The sequence below is a fragment of the Streptomyces sp. ICN903 genome, from assembly GCF_022015835.1.
In the GTDB taxonomy this organism is placed as follows: Bacteria; Actinomycetota; Actinomycetes; order Streptomycetales; family Streptomycetaceae; genus Streptomyces; species Streptomyces fenghuangensis.
Genome location: NZ_JAKMAY010000113.1, coordinates 1 through 16,831, shown reverse-complemented (window position 1 = coordinate 16,831; position 16,831 = coordinate 1). Strand labels below are relative to the sequence as shown.

The following is a 16,831-nucleotide window of genomic DNA, read 5'->3' as shown; positions in this document are numbered from 1 at the left end:
TGGTGGTGGCGCGGGAGGGGGCCCCGGAAGTGGGGTACCCGGTGCGGGTGCGCGGCTCGGGGGCGTGAGCGCACGGAGGGCGCGGGGCGTCCGCGCGGGGTGCGCGGGCGGTCTTCCGCGGTGTGCCGGGCACCTGGTAGACGGAGGGGTCATGCCGATCAGGGAACCGATCACTTCGCCGTCCGCGCGACCGGGCGGGAAACCTCCCGCGCGAAGGCACGGGGCACGCGTCCCGGTGGCCGCGGTCCTCCTCGCGCTCGCCGTGCTCCTCGCCCCCGCCGTTCTCGTCGCCGCGGCGCCGTCCGCGCGGGCCGAGCCGGAGCCGAAGGCGCCGCCGGAGTTCGTGGCGCTCTCCGGGGTGGATCCGACGATCCTCCAGGAGATCCGTTACACCACGTCGCACAACTTCGTCGGCGATCCCGTGGACGGGTACCGCAAGCCGATGTGCCTGCTGACCCGCGACGCCGCCGAGGCGCTGCGCCGGGCGCAGTGGAAGCTGCTGTGGCGGGGGTACTCGCTGAAGGTCTACGACTGCTACCGCCCGCAGCGGGCCGTGGACCACTTCGTGGCGTGGGCTCAGGACCTCGGCGACCAGCGGATGAAGGAGGAGTTCTACCCCCGGGTGGACAAGACGCGGCTGTTCTCGGACGGGTACATCGCCGAGCGCTCCGGGCACAGCCGGGGCAGTACCGTCGATCTGACCCTGGTCCGGCTGCCCGCCTGGCCGACCCGGCCGTATGTGCCCGGTGAGCCGCTGACGCCGTGCTTCGCGCCCCGGGAGGAGCGCTTCCCGGACAACTCGGTGGACATGGGGACGGGCTACGACTGCTTCGACACCCTCTCGCACACGCTGGACCCGCGGATCACCGGTGAGCAGCGGGCCAACCGGCTGCTGCTGAAGGAGTCGCTGGAGGAGGTGGGCTTCGTGAACTACGAGGCCGAGTGGTGGCACTACTCCTTCCGGCGGGAACCGTTCCCCGACACCTACTTCGACTTCCCCGTGCACCCCAGGTCGCTCACCGGACGCTGAGCGGCCCCACCGGCCGCGTGTGCCGCCCGGCGCCGGCGTGCCGGGCGGAGCGGCGGTACGGCACCACCCCCGTGGGTCCCGTACCGCCGTCGTCCGGTGATGGGGACGCGGCCCGCTCCACGGCGGTTCTGGATTCGGTGCGCTGTCACCCGTTCGCCACGTTTCCCGGACTCTCCGCCCGCACCCGGGGCGGCGGGCGGAAGGCGCGGAAATACTCGTGAACTCTGCGCGAACAACCCCTCCGGGCGCCTTCGGTGGCAGCATGCTGGTGCCGTGCATGCCTGGACGAGCCAACTCCGTTTCGCCTACCAGCCGGTCGTGGACCTCGGGACCGGTTCCGTGACGGCCCTGGAGGTCCTGGTCCGCTGCGGGAGAGGCGATGTCCTGGCCGAGGCGTGCCGCGATCCGGAGCTGGACGCCGAGCTGGCCGCGCTGGCCCTGCGGTCCGCCGCACGCCGGGAAGGGCTGCTGCCCCTCCACGTCAACGTCTTCGCCGCCACCCTCGCCGGCCTCGGCGACCTTTCCGCGCTGCGCCGGGCCGTGCGGGAGGCCGGCCGCCGGCCGTGGGAGGTGACGCTCGACATCACCCCGCGGCCGGCGTCGGCGCCCGGTGGGGCGCCGGTACCCCGCGAGGAGCTGGTGGCGGCGGTCGGCGCGCTGCGCGAGGGCGGTTTCCGGATCTGCGTGGACGGGATCGGCGCCGGGGATCCGCCGCTGCTGCTGCTCGCCGACCTCTCCCCCGATCTGCTCAAGGTGGACGCCGCCGTCGTGGCCGGGCTGCCGCACCGGCCCGCCTACCGTGCGGCGGTCGCCGGGCTGCGGCGGTTCTGCGACGGTGTCGGGGCGCTGCTGGCCGTCGAGGGGGTGGAGACCGAGCTGCAGTACGCGTCCGCGCGTGCGGTCGGCGCGCATCTGGCGCAGGGGCATCTGTTCGCCCCGCCCGCGCGCCGTCCGGCCGTCGAGGTCCGTGTGCCGGTGTGCCCGCCCGCCGCTCCGCCGGACGGGAGGGACTCGCAGGGGCCGCCGGTCTCGGAGTTCCTGCACCCCGCGGCCCTGCTGCCGCTGTCGGCCTCCGCCTCCCAGGTGCGGGCGCTGCTCACCGGCTCGCCGGAGGTGACCGGGGTGATGCTGGTGGACCACGACGGTGTGCCGGTGCGTGCGGTCGATCGGGACCGCTTCCTGCTGGCCATGTCGGGCCGCTACGGCCACGCCCTGTACGCCGACCGGCCCGCGGTCCGGCTGGCGGACCGGCCCCGCACGGTCCGGGTGGGCGCCACCGCGTGGGAGGTGCTCGACGTGGTGGCCGCCGGGGACAGCAGCCGTACGGCCGACGACGTGGCGGTCGTGGACGAGACGGGGCGCTGCGTGGGGGTGGTCCGGCTGGCCGAGGTGATCAGGGCGCTGGCCGACAGCCGTATGGAGGACGCCCCGGGAGTGGACCGGCTCGCCCGGACGCCCCGCCCGGGCGCGGGCTGAGCCGCGTCCGGCCTCCCCGGCCGGGGCGCCCGGCTGCCCGCACCGTCGGCCCTCGGGACGTGGTGCGGGATGCGGGACGGCCCGGGCCGCCTCCCTCTGCGGGTTGCCTTGACGGTCTTCCTCACCGGGTGAACACTTCCGATTATCAGACGGTATCGCCGCACGTCGGTCTCCATGGCCGGATGCTCCCCGGGGCGGTTCCGCTGGACACGCACGCTCGTCGCGGACGCCGGGCGGGGCGCGGCCGCGCCGTGCCGCCGGATCCGCCGGCACCGCACAACGCACCCCGCAGGGACACCCGGGGCCGCTGCCCGGGGTGAGGGCACGGAGGAGCGGCAATGAACCTTCCCACCAGCGACATCCTCATCGGCGAGATCATCGGAACGGCACTCCTGATCCTCTTCGGCGCGGGGGTCAACGCCGCCATCACGCTCAACCGTTCCAAGGCGCAGAACGCGGGCTGGATCGTCATCGCCTTCGGATGGGGCTTCGGGGTGCTCACGGGCGCCTACACCGCGGCGCCCCTTTCCGGGGGGCACATCAACCCCGCCGTGACCATCGGCATCGCCACCCAGACGGGTGAGAACTGGGACAAGGTCCCGGTCTACATCGCAGGGCAGATCATCGGTGCGATCCTCGGCGCCGTACTGGCCTGGCTGGTCTACTACGCGCAGTTCGCGCTGAACCGCGACAAGGAGACCGCGATGCCGACCCTCGGCATCTTCTCGACGATTCCGGAGGTCCGCAGCCCGGTGGCCAACCTGGTCACCGAGATCATCGCGACCGTCGCGCTGGTGCTGCCGATCCTGGCCTTCGGCCTGACCAAGGGGCTGGGCGAGTCCGGTACCGCGCTCCTCATCGTCGCGCTGCTGGTCGTCGGAATCGGCCTGTCCCTCGGCGGCCCCACCGGTTACGCCATCAACCCGGCCCGCGACCTGGGCCCCCGCATCGCCCACGCGCTGCTGCCCATCCCCAACAAGGGCACCTCCGACTGGGGGTACTCCTGGGTTCCGGTGGTGGGGCCGATCATCGGCGGCGTCCTCGGGGCACTCGTCTACAACCTCGCCTTCTGATCCGGGCCGCGAGGACCGGGAACAAGGCCGGAGAAGGACCGGGAAAGAGCGGGAAGTACCGAGGACGACCAGCACAAGGGGACCGGAGGAACCGCCATGACGGACACCGCAGCCACCTACGTCGCCGCGATCGACCAGGGCACCACGTCGAGCCGCTGCATCATCTTCGACCACGACGGCGCGATCGTCGCCGTCGACCAGCGCGAGCACCGGCAGATCTTCCCCAAGCCCGGCTGGGTGGAGCACGACGCCACCGAGATCTGGTCCAAGGTCCAGGCCGTGGTCGCGGGAGCGCTCGCCAAGGCGGGACTGCGCGGCCGCGATCTGAGCGCGCTGGGCATCACCAACCAGCGCGAGACGACCGTGCTGTGGGACCGCGCCACCGGCAGGCCGGTCCACAACGCCATCGTCTGGCAGGACACCCGCACCTCCGCGCTCTGCCGGGAGCTGGGCGGCGACGTGGGCCAGGACCGTTTCCGCGACCGGACCGGGCTCCCGCTGGCCAGCTACTTCTCCGGGCCGAAGGCCGCCTGGCTGCTGGAGCACGTGCCCGGGCTGCGCGAGCGCGCCGAGGCGGGCGAGATCGCCTTCGGCACGATGGACTCCTGGCTGATCTGGAACCTCACCGGCGGCACGGAGGGCGGCGTGCACGTCACGGACGTCACCAACGCCAGCCGGACGATGCTGATGAATCTGGAGACCCTCCAGTGGGACTCCTCGATCCTGGAGGCCATGGGCATCCCCGAGGCGGTGCTCCCGGAGATCCGCTCCTCGGCCGAGGTGTACGGAACGACCTCGGTGGGGACGAGCACCGGGGTGCCGGTGGCCTCCGCGCTCGGCGACCAGCAGGCGGCCATCTTCGGCCAGACCTGCTACGAGGTCGGCGACGCCAAGAACACCTACGGCACCGGCTCGTTCCTGCTGCTGAACACCGGCCACCGTCCGGTGGCGTCCAAGAGCGGACTGGTGACCACGGTGGGCTACCAGCTCGGCGGCGAGCGGCCCGTCTACTGCCTGGAGGGGTCGATCGCCATCACCGGCGCCCTGGTGCAGTGGTTCCGCGACCAGCTCGGGATCATCCGGGAGGCCGCCGAGATCGAGCCCCTGGCCGCGAGCGTGGAGGACAACGGCGGCGCGTACATCGTCCCGGCCTTCTCCGGCCTGTTCGCCCCGTACTGGCGCTCGGACGCGCGCGGCGTCGTCACCGGTCTGACCCGCTACGTCACCAAGGCGCACCTGGCGCGGGCCGTGCTGGAGGCGACGAGCTGGCAGACGCGCGAGGTCGTCGACGCGATGTACCAGGACTCCGGGGTGGAGATCACCAGCCTCAAGGTCGACGGCGGCATGACCGCCAACGGGCTGCTGATGCAGCACCAGGCGGATGTGCTCGGTGTGCCGGTGATCCGGCCGGTGATCTCCGAGACCACCTGCCTGGGCGCCGCCTACGCGGCCGGTCTGGCCACCGGGGTCTGGTCGGACCTGGAGGAGCTCAAGGCGCACTGGAAGAAGGACGCCGAGTGGACTCCCCGGATGGACGCGGAGGTCCGTGAGCGGGAGCACCGCAACTGGCGCAAGGCCGTCGAGCGCAGCTTCGGCTGGGAGGAGAACGGCGACTGAGCCTCCCTCCGCGGCTGGGTCTCCCTCCGCGGCCGGGTCCCTCTCCCCGGTGGGCCCGGCAGCCGGGCCCGCCGGGCGCCGGAGACCGGGGTGCGTCAGGCCGAGGGGTGCGTCGGGCCGGGGGCGTTTACGCGGCCCCCGGGGGCGCCGGCGGTCATGGCGTGCTCCACGACCGAGGCCAGCATCTCGCGCACGGAGCCGCGGTCGCGCGCGTCGCACCGCAGGACCGGCACCGCCGCGTCCAGCCCCAGCGCGGCGCGCACCGCCTCCGTCGCAGGCCGGTGGGCGCCGTTCGAGCCGTTCACGGCCACGGCGTACGGAACGGCGTGCCGCCGAAGGCGGCCGAGTGCGCCGAGGCAGTCCCTCGGGCGGCAGGTGTCGGCGAGGAGCACCGCGCCGAGCGCTCCCTGGGCCAGCTCGTCCCACAGGGGCCCGAATCGCTCCTGCCCCGGGGCCGCCAGGAGGCAGAGGGTCAGCCGTTCGCTCAGGGTGATGCGGCCGAAGTCCATGGCGACGGTGGCGGCTTTCCGCTCGCCGGAGCCTTCCGCCTCCGCCGCTCCCCACGTCCGTCCGGGGCCGCCGGCCGGAGGGCGGTCCTGTGCCAGGAACTCCTCGGTGCGCAGCGGCCCGACCTCGCTGGCGGAGCCGACCAGGGTGGTCTTGCCCGCCCCCGGGCCACCCGCCACCAGCACCTTCAGCGTCACCGGTGAGGCGGCGGCGGCGCTTTTCCGGTGCTTTCGGCAGGCGCCGGAGTCCGCGAAGACCATCGGTTCTTCCTCCGCATCTCGCAGTGCGGCCCGCACCCCGCGGTGCCGCCCGTCGGAGCATGAGATCGTTCCGTACCGGCGCGGTGACGACAAGTCCCCGCGGCGGCTGGGACGTGATCAGGCCAAGTACCGCTGCAGGCCAAGTACCGCCATGGGCCGCCGAGTACGGCCCCGCGCCACCTCCGCGGGTCGTTTACGTCCGGTATCGCCAGGGAACTGGGCGGTATGCCTGTTTCTCAGAACGTCCGCACGGCCTTCTCCTCCGCCCTCTCCTCCGCCCGTTCCGCACTTCCGGATCCCGAGCGTCCGGGGCGGATCCTGACCGCGGTGGAGAGGCTGGAGAGCACCCCGCGCCTCGACGCCGCGCTCGGACCTCTGCGGCGCGCCGCGCACGCGCTTCCGCTGGGCGGTGCGCGCGACGCCCTGCACGGCCGCTGGCTGGGCCACGCGGTGCACCCGCTGATGGTGCAGGTCCCCATCGGTACCTGGATGTCCGCCGCCGTACTCGATCTGATGCCCGGGCAGCGCCGCGGCGCCGACGTCCTGGTGGGGGTCGGCCTGGCGGCGGCCGCCCCGGCCGCCCTGACGGGCTGGGTGGACTGGGCCGAGCTGCGCAAACCGCAGATGCGGGTCGGCCTGGTACACGCCGCGGCCAACGCCACGGCCGTCGGTCTGTACTCGGCCTCGCTGGCCGCCCGCCTGCGCGGCCGGCGGGCCCGGGGCCGCCTGCTGGGGTTCGCGGGGCTGGCCGTGGTGAGCGCGGGAGGGGCCCTGGGCGGCCATCTGGCCTACCGGCAGGCCGCCGCCGTCAACCACGCCGAGCAGGTGCCCGCCGTGGTCGAGCCCGGCTGGCATCCCATCGGGGACATGGCGGACCTGCCGGTCGGCGAGCCGGTCCGGCGGTACGTGGGCGAGACGCCGGTGGTCGTCGTCCGCGAGACCGGCGGGCAGGTGCACGCCCTGGCCGACCGGTGCAGCCACATGGCCGGGCCGCTGTCGCAGGGCACGGTCGCCGACGGGTGCGTGCGGTGCCCCTGGCACGGCAGCGTCTTCCGCCTGGCGGACGGCTGGAACGTACGGGGTCCCGCGACCTCCCCCCAGCCGGTCTTCGAGACCCGGCTGGTGGACGGCCGGGTGGAGGCTCGCCTGATCCGGGATCCGGACCGGGCGCACCGCCCCGTGACCGGATCGGCCGGGCCGGCCGGCCCGGCCTGAGCGGGTCTCCCGCGGCCGTTCCGGGACACCCGGGGTGTCCCGGACTCCCGCCGGGGCGTCCGGAAAGGGCTCAGAGCGCCCGCAGGCCGTTGATCACGTCGCGCAGTATGCGCTCGTCCGGCAGTTCGGCCGGGGGCACGGGGCGGGTGACGCGGACCAGCTCGGCCTCGACGAGATCTCCGACCAGTACGCGTACGACGCCCACCGGCAGATCCAGTACGGCCGCCAGTTCGGCGACCGGCTGAGGGGCCCGGCGGCACCGGGCGACGATGTCCAGGTGCTCCGGGCCGAGTACGCCGGTGCCGCCCGCGGGTCCGGCCGGCGTCTCGGCGACCACCAGCGCGACCGGGTCGATACGGCTTCCGGTCGCGCTGCGGGTGCGGCCGCGCGTCATGGCGTACGGCCGCACCACCGGTCCTGCGGCGTCGTCGAACCAACGGTCCGTCATGGCGGGCTCACCCCGCACCGGTCGCGTCGTGCCGGGGCTGTCCGGCCCGGCCGGCCGAGCCGCCCGGGAGCCGGTCCGGCTCACCCGTCGCCCCTGTGGCGCCCTCCCCCGTGCCGTGCACTGCGGTCATCGGCCGTCCCCCTCCAGTGTGTCGGTCGCGGTGCCGTCTCGTCCGAACCGGTCCCACCGTCCGAGCCGTTCCCGTCCTCCGGGGCGTCCACACCCGTGCCGCCGGGGGAGTTCACGCTCTGCCGTCGACCGCGCCGCAGTCCGTGCTGGAACGAGGCCATCCGGACGCGCGCCCGGTCGGCGTCCCCTCCCCGCTCCCGGCTCCCGTCCCGCCCCGGGTCCTCGTCCTGTTCCCGCTCCCGGCTCCCGTCCGGCGTCCGGCGGGTGCCGGGCCGCAGCTCCCGGACGAGTCCGGCGCCGCCGCTCTCGCCGGGCGGGCGGTGGGACGGGGGCCGCGGCGCCGGATCGCCGCGGTGGCCGGCGGCGTGGCCGCGCAGCGGGGTCCCGACGTCCGCGCCTGTGCCCCTGGCCTCCTCGGCGGGCGGTTCCGGTCCGTCCGGGCCGCCCCGGCCGGCTGCTATGGCGGGCCGGGCGCCGCGCAGCGGGAGGCCCGCGGCGGTCCGGGCGCGGTGCTCCCCGGTGTCCTCCTCCCCCGCCGCCACGGCGCTCTGGGAGGCACTGGGGATCTCGGTGAGCAGCGCGCCGGGGACGAGCACGACGGCGGTGGTGCCCCCGTAGGGCGAGGGCTGCAGTGAGACGCGGACGTTCTGGCGCCGGGCGAGCCGGGAGACGACGAACAGACCGAGCCTGTCGGTGTCGGAGAGCCGGAAGTCGGGCTTCTCGGAGAGCCGGAGGTTGGCCTCCAGCAGCGCGTCGGGGGACATGCCCAGGCCCCGGTCGTTGATCTCCAGGGCGAAGCCGCTGGGGACCCGCTCGCCGAGCACCTGGACCGCGGTGTGCGGTGGCGAGAACACCGTCGCGTTCTCCAGGAGTTCGGCGACGAGGTGGGTCAGGTCGGCGATGGCGGCGCCGTCGACCGCGAGCGGGGGCATCGGCCGCACCTCGATGCGCTCGTAGTCCTCCACCTCGGAGACGGCGGCGCGGACGACGTCCATCAGGGGGATGGGTTTGCGCCACTGGCGGGAGGGTGTGGCGCCGGAGAGGATGACCAGGCCCTCCGCGTGGCGGCGCATACGGGTGGTGAGGTGGTCGAGCCGGAAGAGGTCGGCCAGTTCTCCGGGGTCCTCGGTACGCCGCTCCATCGCGTCCAGCAGGGTGAGCTGGCGGTGGAGCAGCACCTGGCTGCGGCGGGCGAGGTTGACGAAGACCTCGGAGACGCCGCGGCGCATGTCCGCCTGTCTGACGGCGGCCTCGACGGCGGCCCGCTGGAGGGTGTTGAGGGCCTGTCCGACCTGCCCGATCTCGTCGCGTCCGTACTCCGGACGCGGCGCCTCGGTCTCCACGTCGACCTGTTCGCCCGCGGCGAGCCGCCGCATGATCCCGGGCAGCCGTACGCCCGCGGCCTCCCCCGCCTCCCTGCGCAGGGCGCCGAGGTCGCGGACCAGGCCGCGGCCGATGCGCAGGGAGACGGCCACGGAGACGACGACGGCCGCGAAGCCCAGGATTCCGACGACGGCGGCGCGCAGCAGCACGGAGGCGGCCTCCGGTTCGACTCGCCGGTGGTAGCGCTCGCCGGTCTCCCGGTCCATGCGCCGCAGCTCCTCCAAGGCGGTGCCGGAGATCTCCTGCCAGCGCTCCGCGTCGAAGGCCTTCACCGCTCCCGCGGCGCCGGCGCCGATGATCTCGTCCTCGGCCGCGCGCAGGGCCCGGCCGTCGGCGCCGGACCAGAACCTCCGGTACCTCTCCCGGTCCTCGGCGGGAAGCACCGAAAGGTGCGTGCGGTAGGTGAGTTCGCGCTCGGCCACCCGGTCGGACACGGCCCGCAGCTGGTCCCCGGTCATCCGGCCGGCGGTGAACGCGGCGGCCAGCAGGGCGTCCTGGCGGGAGAGGTACTCGCGGGCGCGGGAGAGGCCGATGAGGGCCCGGCCCTCCCTCTCCAGCCGGACGTCGTCGACGCCGCGCATGCCGGTGAGGAAGGTGTGGCACGGGTCGATGAGGGCGTTGTACGCGTCGTAGGCGTCCTGGCGCTCGACGGCGTTGTCCGTGACCCGGGCACGCACCTTCTCCAGCCGGTCGAGCGCGGCGAGGAGTTCGTCCAGGCGCCTGCGGGGGTCGTCGTCCAGCTCACCGCGGATCTCCTCGCCCCCGGCCCGGGAGCGCAGGGCCGCCACCGCCTCGTCGGTGGCCAGCCGGCCGTCGTGCAGGGCGGCCAGGGAGTCGGAGCGGCGCGGGTCGGCGAGGTGGACGAGGGTGTGGCGGCGCTCGGTCTGGAGGGCACGGACGGCTTCCTGGACCGGTTCGCCGAGTTCGCCCATGACCGCCGCGGCGTCCAGCAGCCGGTCCGCCTCGCGGCCGGTGATCACAGTGGCGAACGCCCAGATCGAGGTGAGCGCCACCAGAGGGACCAGCAGCAGCGCCACGATCTTCCGCCGGATCGACTTGCCGCGAAAGCGCATGGCCTCCCCTGTGTCCATCCCGTCGAACGGGAGCATGGGTTCCCTCAGCAAACGGCGCGAGCCTACTACTGGTAACGGGTGGGCCGTGGGCGCGTCCGGGACATCGGGTACCCGTACGGCGCCTGTCGTGCGCTGTTGTGACGCTGTGTTGTGATACGCCGGATGCCGCACGGTGCGCGGGGAACGCGCGCACGGCAGGGCACGGGGAGACCGCATGGGGCTGAGCAGGACCGACTGGGGACCGGGTGGATTCGATCAGTTTCGATGGGACCGGGATGAGGATGTGATGTACGAGGAGAGTGGAGATCCCGTGGGCGCCGGACCGGGGCTGCCCGACCCGGTGCGGGCGGCGGCCGTGCGCGCGGTCGTTCTCGTGGCCGTGACCCTGGTGCTGGTGATGGTCGCCGTCCTGTGCTCCCTGGCGCAGGTGTGGCTGGCCCTGCCCATGGTGCTCGCGGCGGTGGCGGGCACGGTGGTCACCACCTGGGGGGTGCTGGACGTGTGGGTCACCCGGCAGATGTGGAACCAGCGCAACGGGGTGGTATCCACACCGAGCAGCGTGGCCCGCGAGCGCGGTGCCTTCCGCCGAAGACACGGCTGACGGTCCGGGGAGCCGGGCTCCCCGGACCGTGAGGCTCTAGGGGGAATCCCTCATGACTCCGTTACGGAGGAGGCCCGTTGGTCAGGGATCCGGCAGGGCGCACGCCCTCCTCGGGAACGATCACGCCGTCCGGGCCGGTCGCCGAGGATGTGGTGCACGGCGGACGCCCCGTCCGCACCACTGGAGGAGCCGATGAGACAGCGCACCCGTACAGTCCTGGCAGCCGCTCTCGTCCTCGGGCTGGCGGCGGGCCCACTGGCCCTGCCCGCGGTGGCCCACCTCCGCCTTCCCGCGGTGGCCGACGCCGACGCGTTGCGTGCCGCGCTGACCGGACTGCCGGACCGGGACGTGACCGCGGCACTCGTACGCGTCGGCGGCGACGGCGCCTGGCACGGCGCGGCCGGGGTGCGGGACCTGCGGACCGGCGCTCCGGTCCTGGAGCACGGCCGTTTCCGGGCCGGGTCCGTCACGAAGGTGGTGACCGCGGCCGTCGTGCTGCAGCTCGCCGCCGAGGGCAGGGTGGACCTCGACGCGCCTGCCGGGGCCTATCTGCCGGAGCTGCTGACACCCGCTTTCGAGAAGCCTCTCACCGTACGGCAGTTGCTGAACTTCACCAGCGGGCTCCGGCCGGGCGGCTCGCTCGGCGACACCGTGGAGGAGGGGTACCCGCACCGCTTCGAGACGCTCACGCCGCAGGAGGTCGTGGCCGCGTCCATCGCCAGGGGACCCGCGCACGCTCCCGGAGAGCGGCAGGAGTACGGGAACATCCACTACACGGTGCTGGGAATGCTGATCGAGGAGGTCACCGGGGACACCTACGAGCACCAGGCCGCCACACGTGTCCTTCGACCGCTCGGTATGCGGCACACCTCCTTCCCCGACGGTCCCGACCCTCGTGTCCGCGGTCCGCACAACCGCGGCTACGACTGGCTCGACGGCAGGCTGGCGGACGTCACCGAGTGGAACATGTCGGACCGCTGGGCCGCCGGTGACATGATCTCCACCACCGCGGACCTGGAGCGGCTCATAACCGCCCTGTTCGGCGGGAAGGTCGTACCGGAGCCGCAGCTGGAGGAGTTCTTCACCGTACCGGACGTCCCCGGGGCGGCCGTGGCCGCGGGCGGCATGGCTCCGTACGAGGTGAACGGCAGGAAGGTCTGGGGCAAGACCGGCTCCCGCCCCGGCTACCAGACCGTCGTCGCCGCGACGCGCGACCTGTCGCGGACGCTCGTCTACTGCGTCAACAGCACCGACGCCAAGGGGGACGCGATGGGCAACGTCCGGCGCTTCGCGTTCCCCGCCTTCAACCGCTGATCCGCCCGGCGGGCGGATCAGCCGGGCGGACCAGCCGGGCACGGCCCGTGGCCTCAGCCGGAGATGCCGGAGGCGCTCGCCGTGGCGGTCTCCTCGCCGGGGGCGGCGGGCGCCGGGACGGAGGGCGGTGTGTCCTGCGCCCGGCCGGCGGCGTCGGGGCGGCGGAACATCCGGGTGGCGGTGATCTCGCCGTGGACCGGTTCGGACTCCGGGTCCCGCCTGGGCAGTCCGGGCCGCAGGTGCTCCTCGACGCTGATGTACTTCAGCCCCGCCCTCAGGTCGGCGTCGTTGCGCAGCCGGATCACCAGGGGGAACTCCGCCAGCGCCGTGGTGTCGAACAGACCGGTGGTGTAGATCAGCTGGACGCCCAGCGCGTCGGCCACCGCGCGCTGGAGCTCCAGCAGATAGGTGGCGTTGGCCCGGCCGATGGGGTTGTCGAGGAAGAGCGTGCCCGCGTGCCGGTGCCGGTCGCGGCCCCGGTCGTTGCTGCGCAGCGCGGCCATCGTGCAGTACAGGGCGATGGCCGCGGTCAGCAGCTGGCCGCCGGAGAAGACGTCCCCCATCTGCCCGACCGGCACCCGCTCGGCGCGCAGCACCGCGTCGGGTTTGAGGATCTCCACCGACACCCCGCGCGGCCGGAGGGCGGCGTGCACGCCGCGCAGCAGCAGCGTCATGCCGTCCCGGCGCAGGTCGGAGTTGCGGCGCACGGCCGCCCGGGTGGCATCGTCGATGACCTCTCCCAGCCACTCGGTGAGGGCGGCCTGGTCGGGGTCCTCGAAGCGGATGCGCAGGAACTCCTGGCCGGACCACTCCCCCAGCCCGCCGGGGAGCCTGGACAGGCGCTGCGCGGAGCGGAGGGTGGCCAGTGAGGACTCCACCAGGCCGCGCAGTCGGTCCACGATGCTGTCCCGGTTGCGCTCCAGCTGCTCCAGCTCGTCGGTCAGGACGCGCAGCCGGGGCTCGAACGCGGCGGCCCAGGAGGCGGCGTGGTCGGGCAGTGCGGCGGCCGGGAGTTCGCGGATCTGCTGGCGGGCGGGGGTTCGTACCTGCTCGTAGCGGGTGGAGTTGGCGTGCCGCACCAGGATGTCGCTCGCCTCGCGCACGGTCGACTCGGCGGCGGTGAGGTCGGCGGCGCAGCCGCGCAGGGAGCGGCGGGCCTCGGCGGCCGCCTGCCGGGCCCGGTCGAGGTCGCCGGCGTACGGCTCGGGCCGCTCCCCGTCCTCCTCCGGTCCCGTGCCGCCCGTGCCGTGCGGGTCGCGCAGCAGGTCGCGGAGCATGGCGGCCAGTTCGTCGAAGGCCCCGGCGGCGTCCTCGGCGGCGCGCTGGGCGCGCAGCAGCTCGGCGTGGGCTGCGCGGGCGGCCTCCAGTTCGTCGGTGCGGGCGGCCAGTTCGGTGTTGGCGCCGCGCAGCAGGGTCTGGGCCTGCTCCGCGTCGGCGGGGACCAGGTCCTGCGGCAGGTCGGTGTAGGCGTCCCGGTCCTCGCCGGGTGCCAGGCGTTCGGCCTCGCCGCGCAGCCGGCCGAGCTGCTCGCTGGCGGCCGAGGCGCGGGACTCCAGCATCTGGACCCAGGCCTCGGCGCGGGCCGCGGCGGCCTGCCGGGAGGGGCCGTCGGCGCCGTCGGGCCCCTCCAGGAGCTGGGCGGCGCGGGTGCGGACCTTGTTGGTGAGCCGGTCCAGGGCTGCGCGCGCGGCGCTCTCGTCGCCCTCGGCACGCGCCTGCTCGGCGCGCAGGTCGGCGCCGACCCCGACCTTCTCGTAGAGCCGGGAGGCCGCGCGGTACGCCTCGCGCAGGGCGGGCAGGGAGGCGGGAGGGCCGGCGGACGGCGTGCCGGTGTCCGGGGCGCCGTCCGCGTCGAGTGTGTCGGGAGCGCCCGCGATCTCGGCGCGCTCGGCGCGCAGCGCGCGGGCGGTACGGCGCGCGTCATCGGCGGCGCGCTGGGCCGCGCGCCGGTCCTCGTCGGCGGCGCGGGCCCGCTCCAGGCAGGCGCCGGCCCGGGCCTCGGCCTCGGCCGCCTCGTCGGCCAGCTCCCGCAGCCGGGCCTGCCACTTGGCGCGCTCGCGCAGCCGGAAGGCGAGTCCGGCCAGGGCGTCGGCGGAACGGCGGGCCTGCTGGGCCCGTTCCTGCCTCTCCTCGCGTACGCGGGCGGCCTCGGCGGCGCTCTCCTCGGCCTCGGCCGCGGCGGCGCGCGTCTCCTCCAGGTGCTGCCGGGCGGCCTCGGCGGCCTCGGCCGCCGTCCGGGCCCCGGCGGCCAGCTCGGCCAGGCGGCCGGGCGGGCAGCCGGTGCGCCAGGAGGCGATCCGTGCCGCCAGGGAGCGGTCGGCGGACAGCCGCGCGGCCAGGGAGCGGATCTCCTCGTCGCGGGCGGCGGCGCGCTCGCGCAGCCGGCGGCGCTCGTCGTCGGCCGCGTGCTCGTCGTGCATGGCCGGGTTGGGCGGTACGAGGAACACGCCGGAGCCGTCCGGTGCTCCGGCGCTCTCGCCGCCGGGCGCGGGGACGGGCGCCAGCAGCGCGGCGGCGGTGCCGACGGCGACGGCCGAGCGTGGCAGCAGGGCCGCGCCCGCCAGGACCTCCCGGGCGCGGGCGTGGCTTTCGGGATCGGTGATGACGACACCGTCGACCAGCTCGGGCCGGGCGGCCAGGACGGCGGCGTGGTCGGCCGGGTCCACGGACTGGGCGAGGTAGCGCCAGCCGGGCAGGGCGGGGATGCCGTGCTCGCCCAGGTACTCGACGGTGGCCAGGACGTCGGGGCCGGGCGGCAGCAGCCCGCCGTCGCCGAGGGCGCCGAGGATGCGGGAGTCGTCGGCGGCGGCCGTGCGCAGGTCGAACAGCTGGCGCTCGGCGGTGGCGACCGACTCCTCCAGCAGCTCGCGCAGGGTCTCGGCGTTGCGGTCCAGTTCCTCGGCGTCCAGCGCGCCAGGGGTGCCGGGACCGGAGGAGCCGGGCTCCGGGGAGGCCGCCGGCCGCTGTCCGCCGGGCAGCCCCAGCAGCTCGGCCAGCCGTTCCTCGGCGCCCAGGGCCTCGGCGGCGCGCCGCTCGGCGGCGTACGCGCCCCCTGCCGCCTCGGCGGCGTCCGCGGCACGGGCCGCGGCCAGTTCGGCGCGGGAGCGGGCCGCGGCGGTCTCCCGGGCACGGTCGGCGGCGCGCCGGGCGCTCTCGCGCGCGGTCTCCCACGCGGCGACGGCGGCCTTCTCGGCGTCGCTGGCGGCCAGTGCGGCACGGGCCGGGTCGGCGTCGGGCGACGAGTCGTCCAGCCAGCCGGCACGTACGGCCTCGGCCGTCTCCTGCTCGACCTCGGCCAGGCGCTGGCGCAGATGCTCGCCCTCGCTGCGGGCGCGCTGGGCCTCGGTGGCGGCGGCGGTGGCGTCGCGGTGGGCGGCCTCGCCCTCGCCCTGCAGGGCGGTGGAGCGCTCCTCCTCCTCGGCCGCGAGGTGCTCGGCCTGCTCCGCGGCGGCGTGCAGGGCGCGCACCAGGTCGGTGGCGGCCCGGGCGCGGGCGGCCAGCGCGGGGGCGGCGTCGCGCTCGGCCTCCCGGATGGCCGCGGCGACCCGGGCGGCGCGGTCGGCGGCGGCGCGGTGCGCCAGCACCGTCTCGGCCGCCTGCCAGGCGGCGTGCAGAGTACGGGCGTCGCTCAGCTCCCGGCGCTGGGCGGCGGCGCTCCTCTCGCCGGCGGCCAGTGCCAGACAGGCGTGGCGGTAGGCGAGTTCGGCCGCGATGAGCCCGGCGCGCTCGCGTTCGCGTTCGGCGGCGGCGGCGGACCGGGCGGCGTGGTCGGCCCGCTCGGCCAGTTCGGCTGCGCGGCCGCGCTCCTCGGTACCGCGGGCGGACAGCCGCCGGGCCAGGGTGCGGGTGCGCTGCTCGGCTCCGGCGTGGACGGCACGGGCCTGCTCCCGGTGCCGGGCGGCCTCGTCGATGCGGCGCAGCAGGTCCAGCGACCCGGCGGTGAAGTCCTTCTCGGCGGTGAGTTCGGCGCGGCGTCCGAGCTTGTGGGCGAAGCCGTGCACCAGGTCGGCCAGCCCGTCGGTGTCGCGGGTGTCGGTGACGGCGCGCAGCAGCAGATCGGTGAAGTCGGAGTCGTTCTTGACGGCGAACAGGCCGGCGGCCTCGCCCTCGTCGGCGTTCATCTCCCGCTGGTAGCGGAAGAGTTCGGGGTCCAGGCCCAGGTGGCCCAGGTGCTCGTTCCAGCGTTCGTGGACCTCCTCCCAGACCACGTCGAGGTTGGGATAGGCCTTGCCCGTCTCCACCAGGACGTCGCGGAAGCCCTTCATGGTGCGGCGCCGGCCGCGGGCGGCGGAGGCGCCCTCGGCGACGGGCCGCAGCGCGGTGGACTCGGCCACCGGCAGGGAGTCCAGGTTCATGCCCGGCCCGGGCCGGAAGCTGTACCAGGCCTCGGCGAACTTCCGCGGGTCGCTGGAGACCTGGCGGCCGCGCCACTCGCTGACCTTGCCGACGACGACGGTCTCCCCGGTGAGGGTGTGCTGCCACTCCAGGGCGACGTGCCCGCAGTCGTCGGCCAGCAGGAACTTGCGCAGCACGCCGGAGCTGGCGCCGCCGAGGGTGTTGCGGTGGCCGGGCAGCATCACCGAGAAGATCAGCTTGAGCAGGACGGACTTGCCGCCGCCGTTCTCCAGGAAGAGCACGCCGGCGGGCGCGGGGCGGCGCGGCGGGCCGATCGGCTCGTCCTCGAAGAAGTCCGCCTGGGCGGGGG

10 protein-coding genes and 1 pseudogene are annotated in these 16,831 nt (G+C 75.1%); 7 read left to right on the top strand and 4 right to left on the bottom strand.

Going from position 1 to position 16,831, the window contains the following annotated elements:
* The first annotated feature begins 235 nt into the window (after nt 1–235).
* The 4 genes and pseudogenes from L7D48_RS14000 to glpK all read left to right on the top strand — a co-directional run bounded on the left by L7D48_RS14000 (nt 236) and on the right by glpK (nt 5,196).
* Complete coding sequence (locus L7D48_RS14000; RefSeq protein WP_237879760.1) at nt 236–1,030, top strand: M15 family metallopeptidase; 795 nt, start codon at nt 236–238, stop codon at nt 1,028–1,030.
* Nucleotides 1,031–1,303: 273 nt separating this feature from the next.
* A pseudogene (locus L7D48_RS13995) lies at nt 1,304–2,488 on the top strand (EAL domain-containing protein); the annotation flags it as partial.
* Nucleotides 2,489–2,844: 356 nt separating this feature from the next.
* Nucleotides 2,845–3,579: an MIP/aquaporin family protein gene (locus L7D48_RS13990; RefSeq protein WP_237879759.1), complete on the top strand. Its 735-nt coding sequence runs from the start codon at nt 2,845–2,847 to the stop codon at nt 3,577–3,579.
* A gap of 96 nt (nt 3,580–3,675) precedes the next feature.
* Nucleotides 3,676–5,196 (top strand): glycerol kinase GlpK, encoded by a 1,521-nt coding sequence (gene glpK / locus L7D48_RS13985; protein WP_237879758.1) that lies wholly within the window; start codon nt 3,676–3,678, stop codon nt 5,194–5,196.
* 95 nt (nt 5,197–5,291) lie between these two features.
* Here the strand turns inward: glpK and L7D48_RS13980 are convergent, their stop codons facing one another.
* Nucleotides 5,292–5,963, bottom strand: a complete 672-nt coding sequence (locus tag L7D48_RS13980; protein WP_237879757.1) for an ATP/GTP-binding protein — start codon at nt 5,961–5,963, stop codon at nt 5,292–5,294.
* A gap of 225 nt (nt 5,964–6,188) precedes the next feature.
* Between L7D48_RS13980 and L7D48_RS13975 the strand changes: the two genes are divergently transcribed.
* Nucleotides 6,189–7,178: a Rieske (2Fe-2S) protein gene (locus L7D48_RS13975; RefSeq protein WP_237879756.1), complete on the top strand. Its 990-nt coding sequence runs from the start codon at nt 6,189–6,191 to the stop codon at nt 7,176–7,178.
* Nucleotides 7,179–7,248: 70 nt separating this feature from the next.
* Here the strand turns inward: L7D48_RS13975 and L7D48_RS13970 are convergent, their stop codons facing one another.
* The gene (locus tag L7D48_RS13970; RefSeq protein ID WP_237879755.1) at nt 7,249–7,626 is read right to left on the bottom strand and encodes a DUF742 domain-containing protein; all 378 of its coding nucleotides are present in this window, start codon (nt 7,624–7,626) and stop codon (nt 7,249–7,251) included.
* A gap of 80 nt (nt 7,627–7,706) precedes the next feature.
* Nucleotides 7,707–10,247, bottom strand: coding sequence for a nitrate- and nitrite sensing domain-containing protein (locus L7D48_RS13965; RefSeq protein WP_374492196.1), 2,541 nt, complete (start codon nt 10,245–10,247; stop codon nt 7,707–7,709).
* A gap of 250 nt (nt 10,248–10,497) precedes the next feature.
* Between L7D48_RS13965 and L7D48_RS13960 the strand changes: the two genes are divergently transcribed.
* Both L7D48_RS13960 and L7D48_RS13955 read left to right on the top strand, forming a co-directional pair.
* Complete coding sequence (locus L7D48_RS13960; protein WP_374492194.1) at nt 10,498–10,812, top strand: hypothetical protein; 315 nt, start codon at nt 10,498–10,500, stop codon at nt 10,810–10,812.
* Between the two features lie 192 nt (nt 10,813–11,004).
* Nucleotides 11,005–12,126 (top strand): serine hydrolase, encoded by a 1,122-nt coding sequence (locus tag L7D48_RS13955; RefSeq protein ID WP_237879754.1) that lies wholly within the window; start codon nt 11,005–11,007, stop codon nt 12,124–12,126.
* A gap of 53 nt (nt 12,127–12,179) precedes the next feature.
* Here the strand turns inward: L7D48_RS13955 and L7D48_RS13950 are convergent.
* On the bottom strand, nt 12,180–16,831 hold a 4,652-nt coding region (locus tag L7D48_RS13950; RefSeq protein WP_237879753.1), incomplete at its 5' end, for a hypothetical protein.

What these genes read in the sequence shown, in the direction of transcription:
- L7D48_RS13990 (WP_237879759.1), top strand. Translation starts at nt 2,845, where the DNA reads ATGAACCTTCCCACCAGCGACATCCTCATCGGCGAGATCATCGGAACG.
- glpK (WP_237879758.1), top strand. Translation starts at nt 3,676, where the DNA reads ATGACGGACACCGCAGCCACCTACGTCGCCGCGATCGACCAGGGCACC.
- L7D48_RS13980 (WP_237879757.1), bottom strand. Translation starts at nt 5,963, where the DNA reads ATGGTCTTCGCGGACTCCGGCGCCTGCCGAAAGCACCGGAAAAGCGCC.
- L7D48_RS13975 (WP_237879756.1), top strand. Translation starts at nt 6,189, where the DNA reads ATGCCTGTTTCTCAGAACGTCCGCACGGCCTTCTCCTCCGCCCTCTCC.
- L7D48_RS13970 (WP_237879755.1), bottom strand. Translation starts at nt 7,626, where the DNA reads ATGACGGACCGTTGGTTCGACGACGCCGCAGGACCGGTGGTGCGGCCG.
- L7D48_RS13965 (WP_374492196.1), bottom strand. Translation starts at nt 10,247, where the DNA reads ATGCTCCCGTTCGACGGGATGGACACAGGGGAGGCCATGCGCTTTCGC.
- L7D48_RS13960 (WP_374492194.1), top strand. Translation starts at nt 10,498, where the DNA reads ATGTACGAGGAGAGTGGAGATCCCGTGGGCGCCGGACCGGGGCTGCCC.
- L7D48_RS13955 (WP_237879754.1), top strand. Translation starts at nt 11,005, where the DNA reads ATGAGACAGCGCACCCGTACAGTCCTGGCAGCCGCTCTCGTCCTCGGG.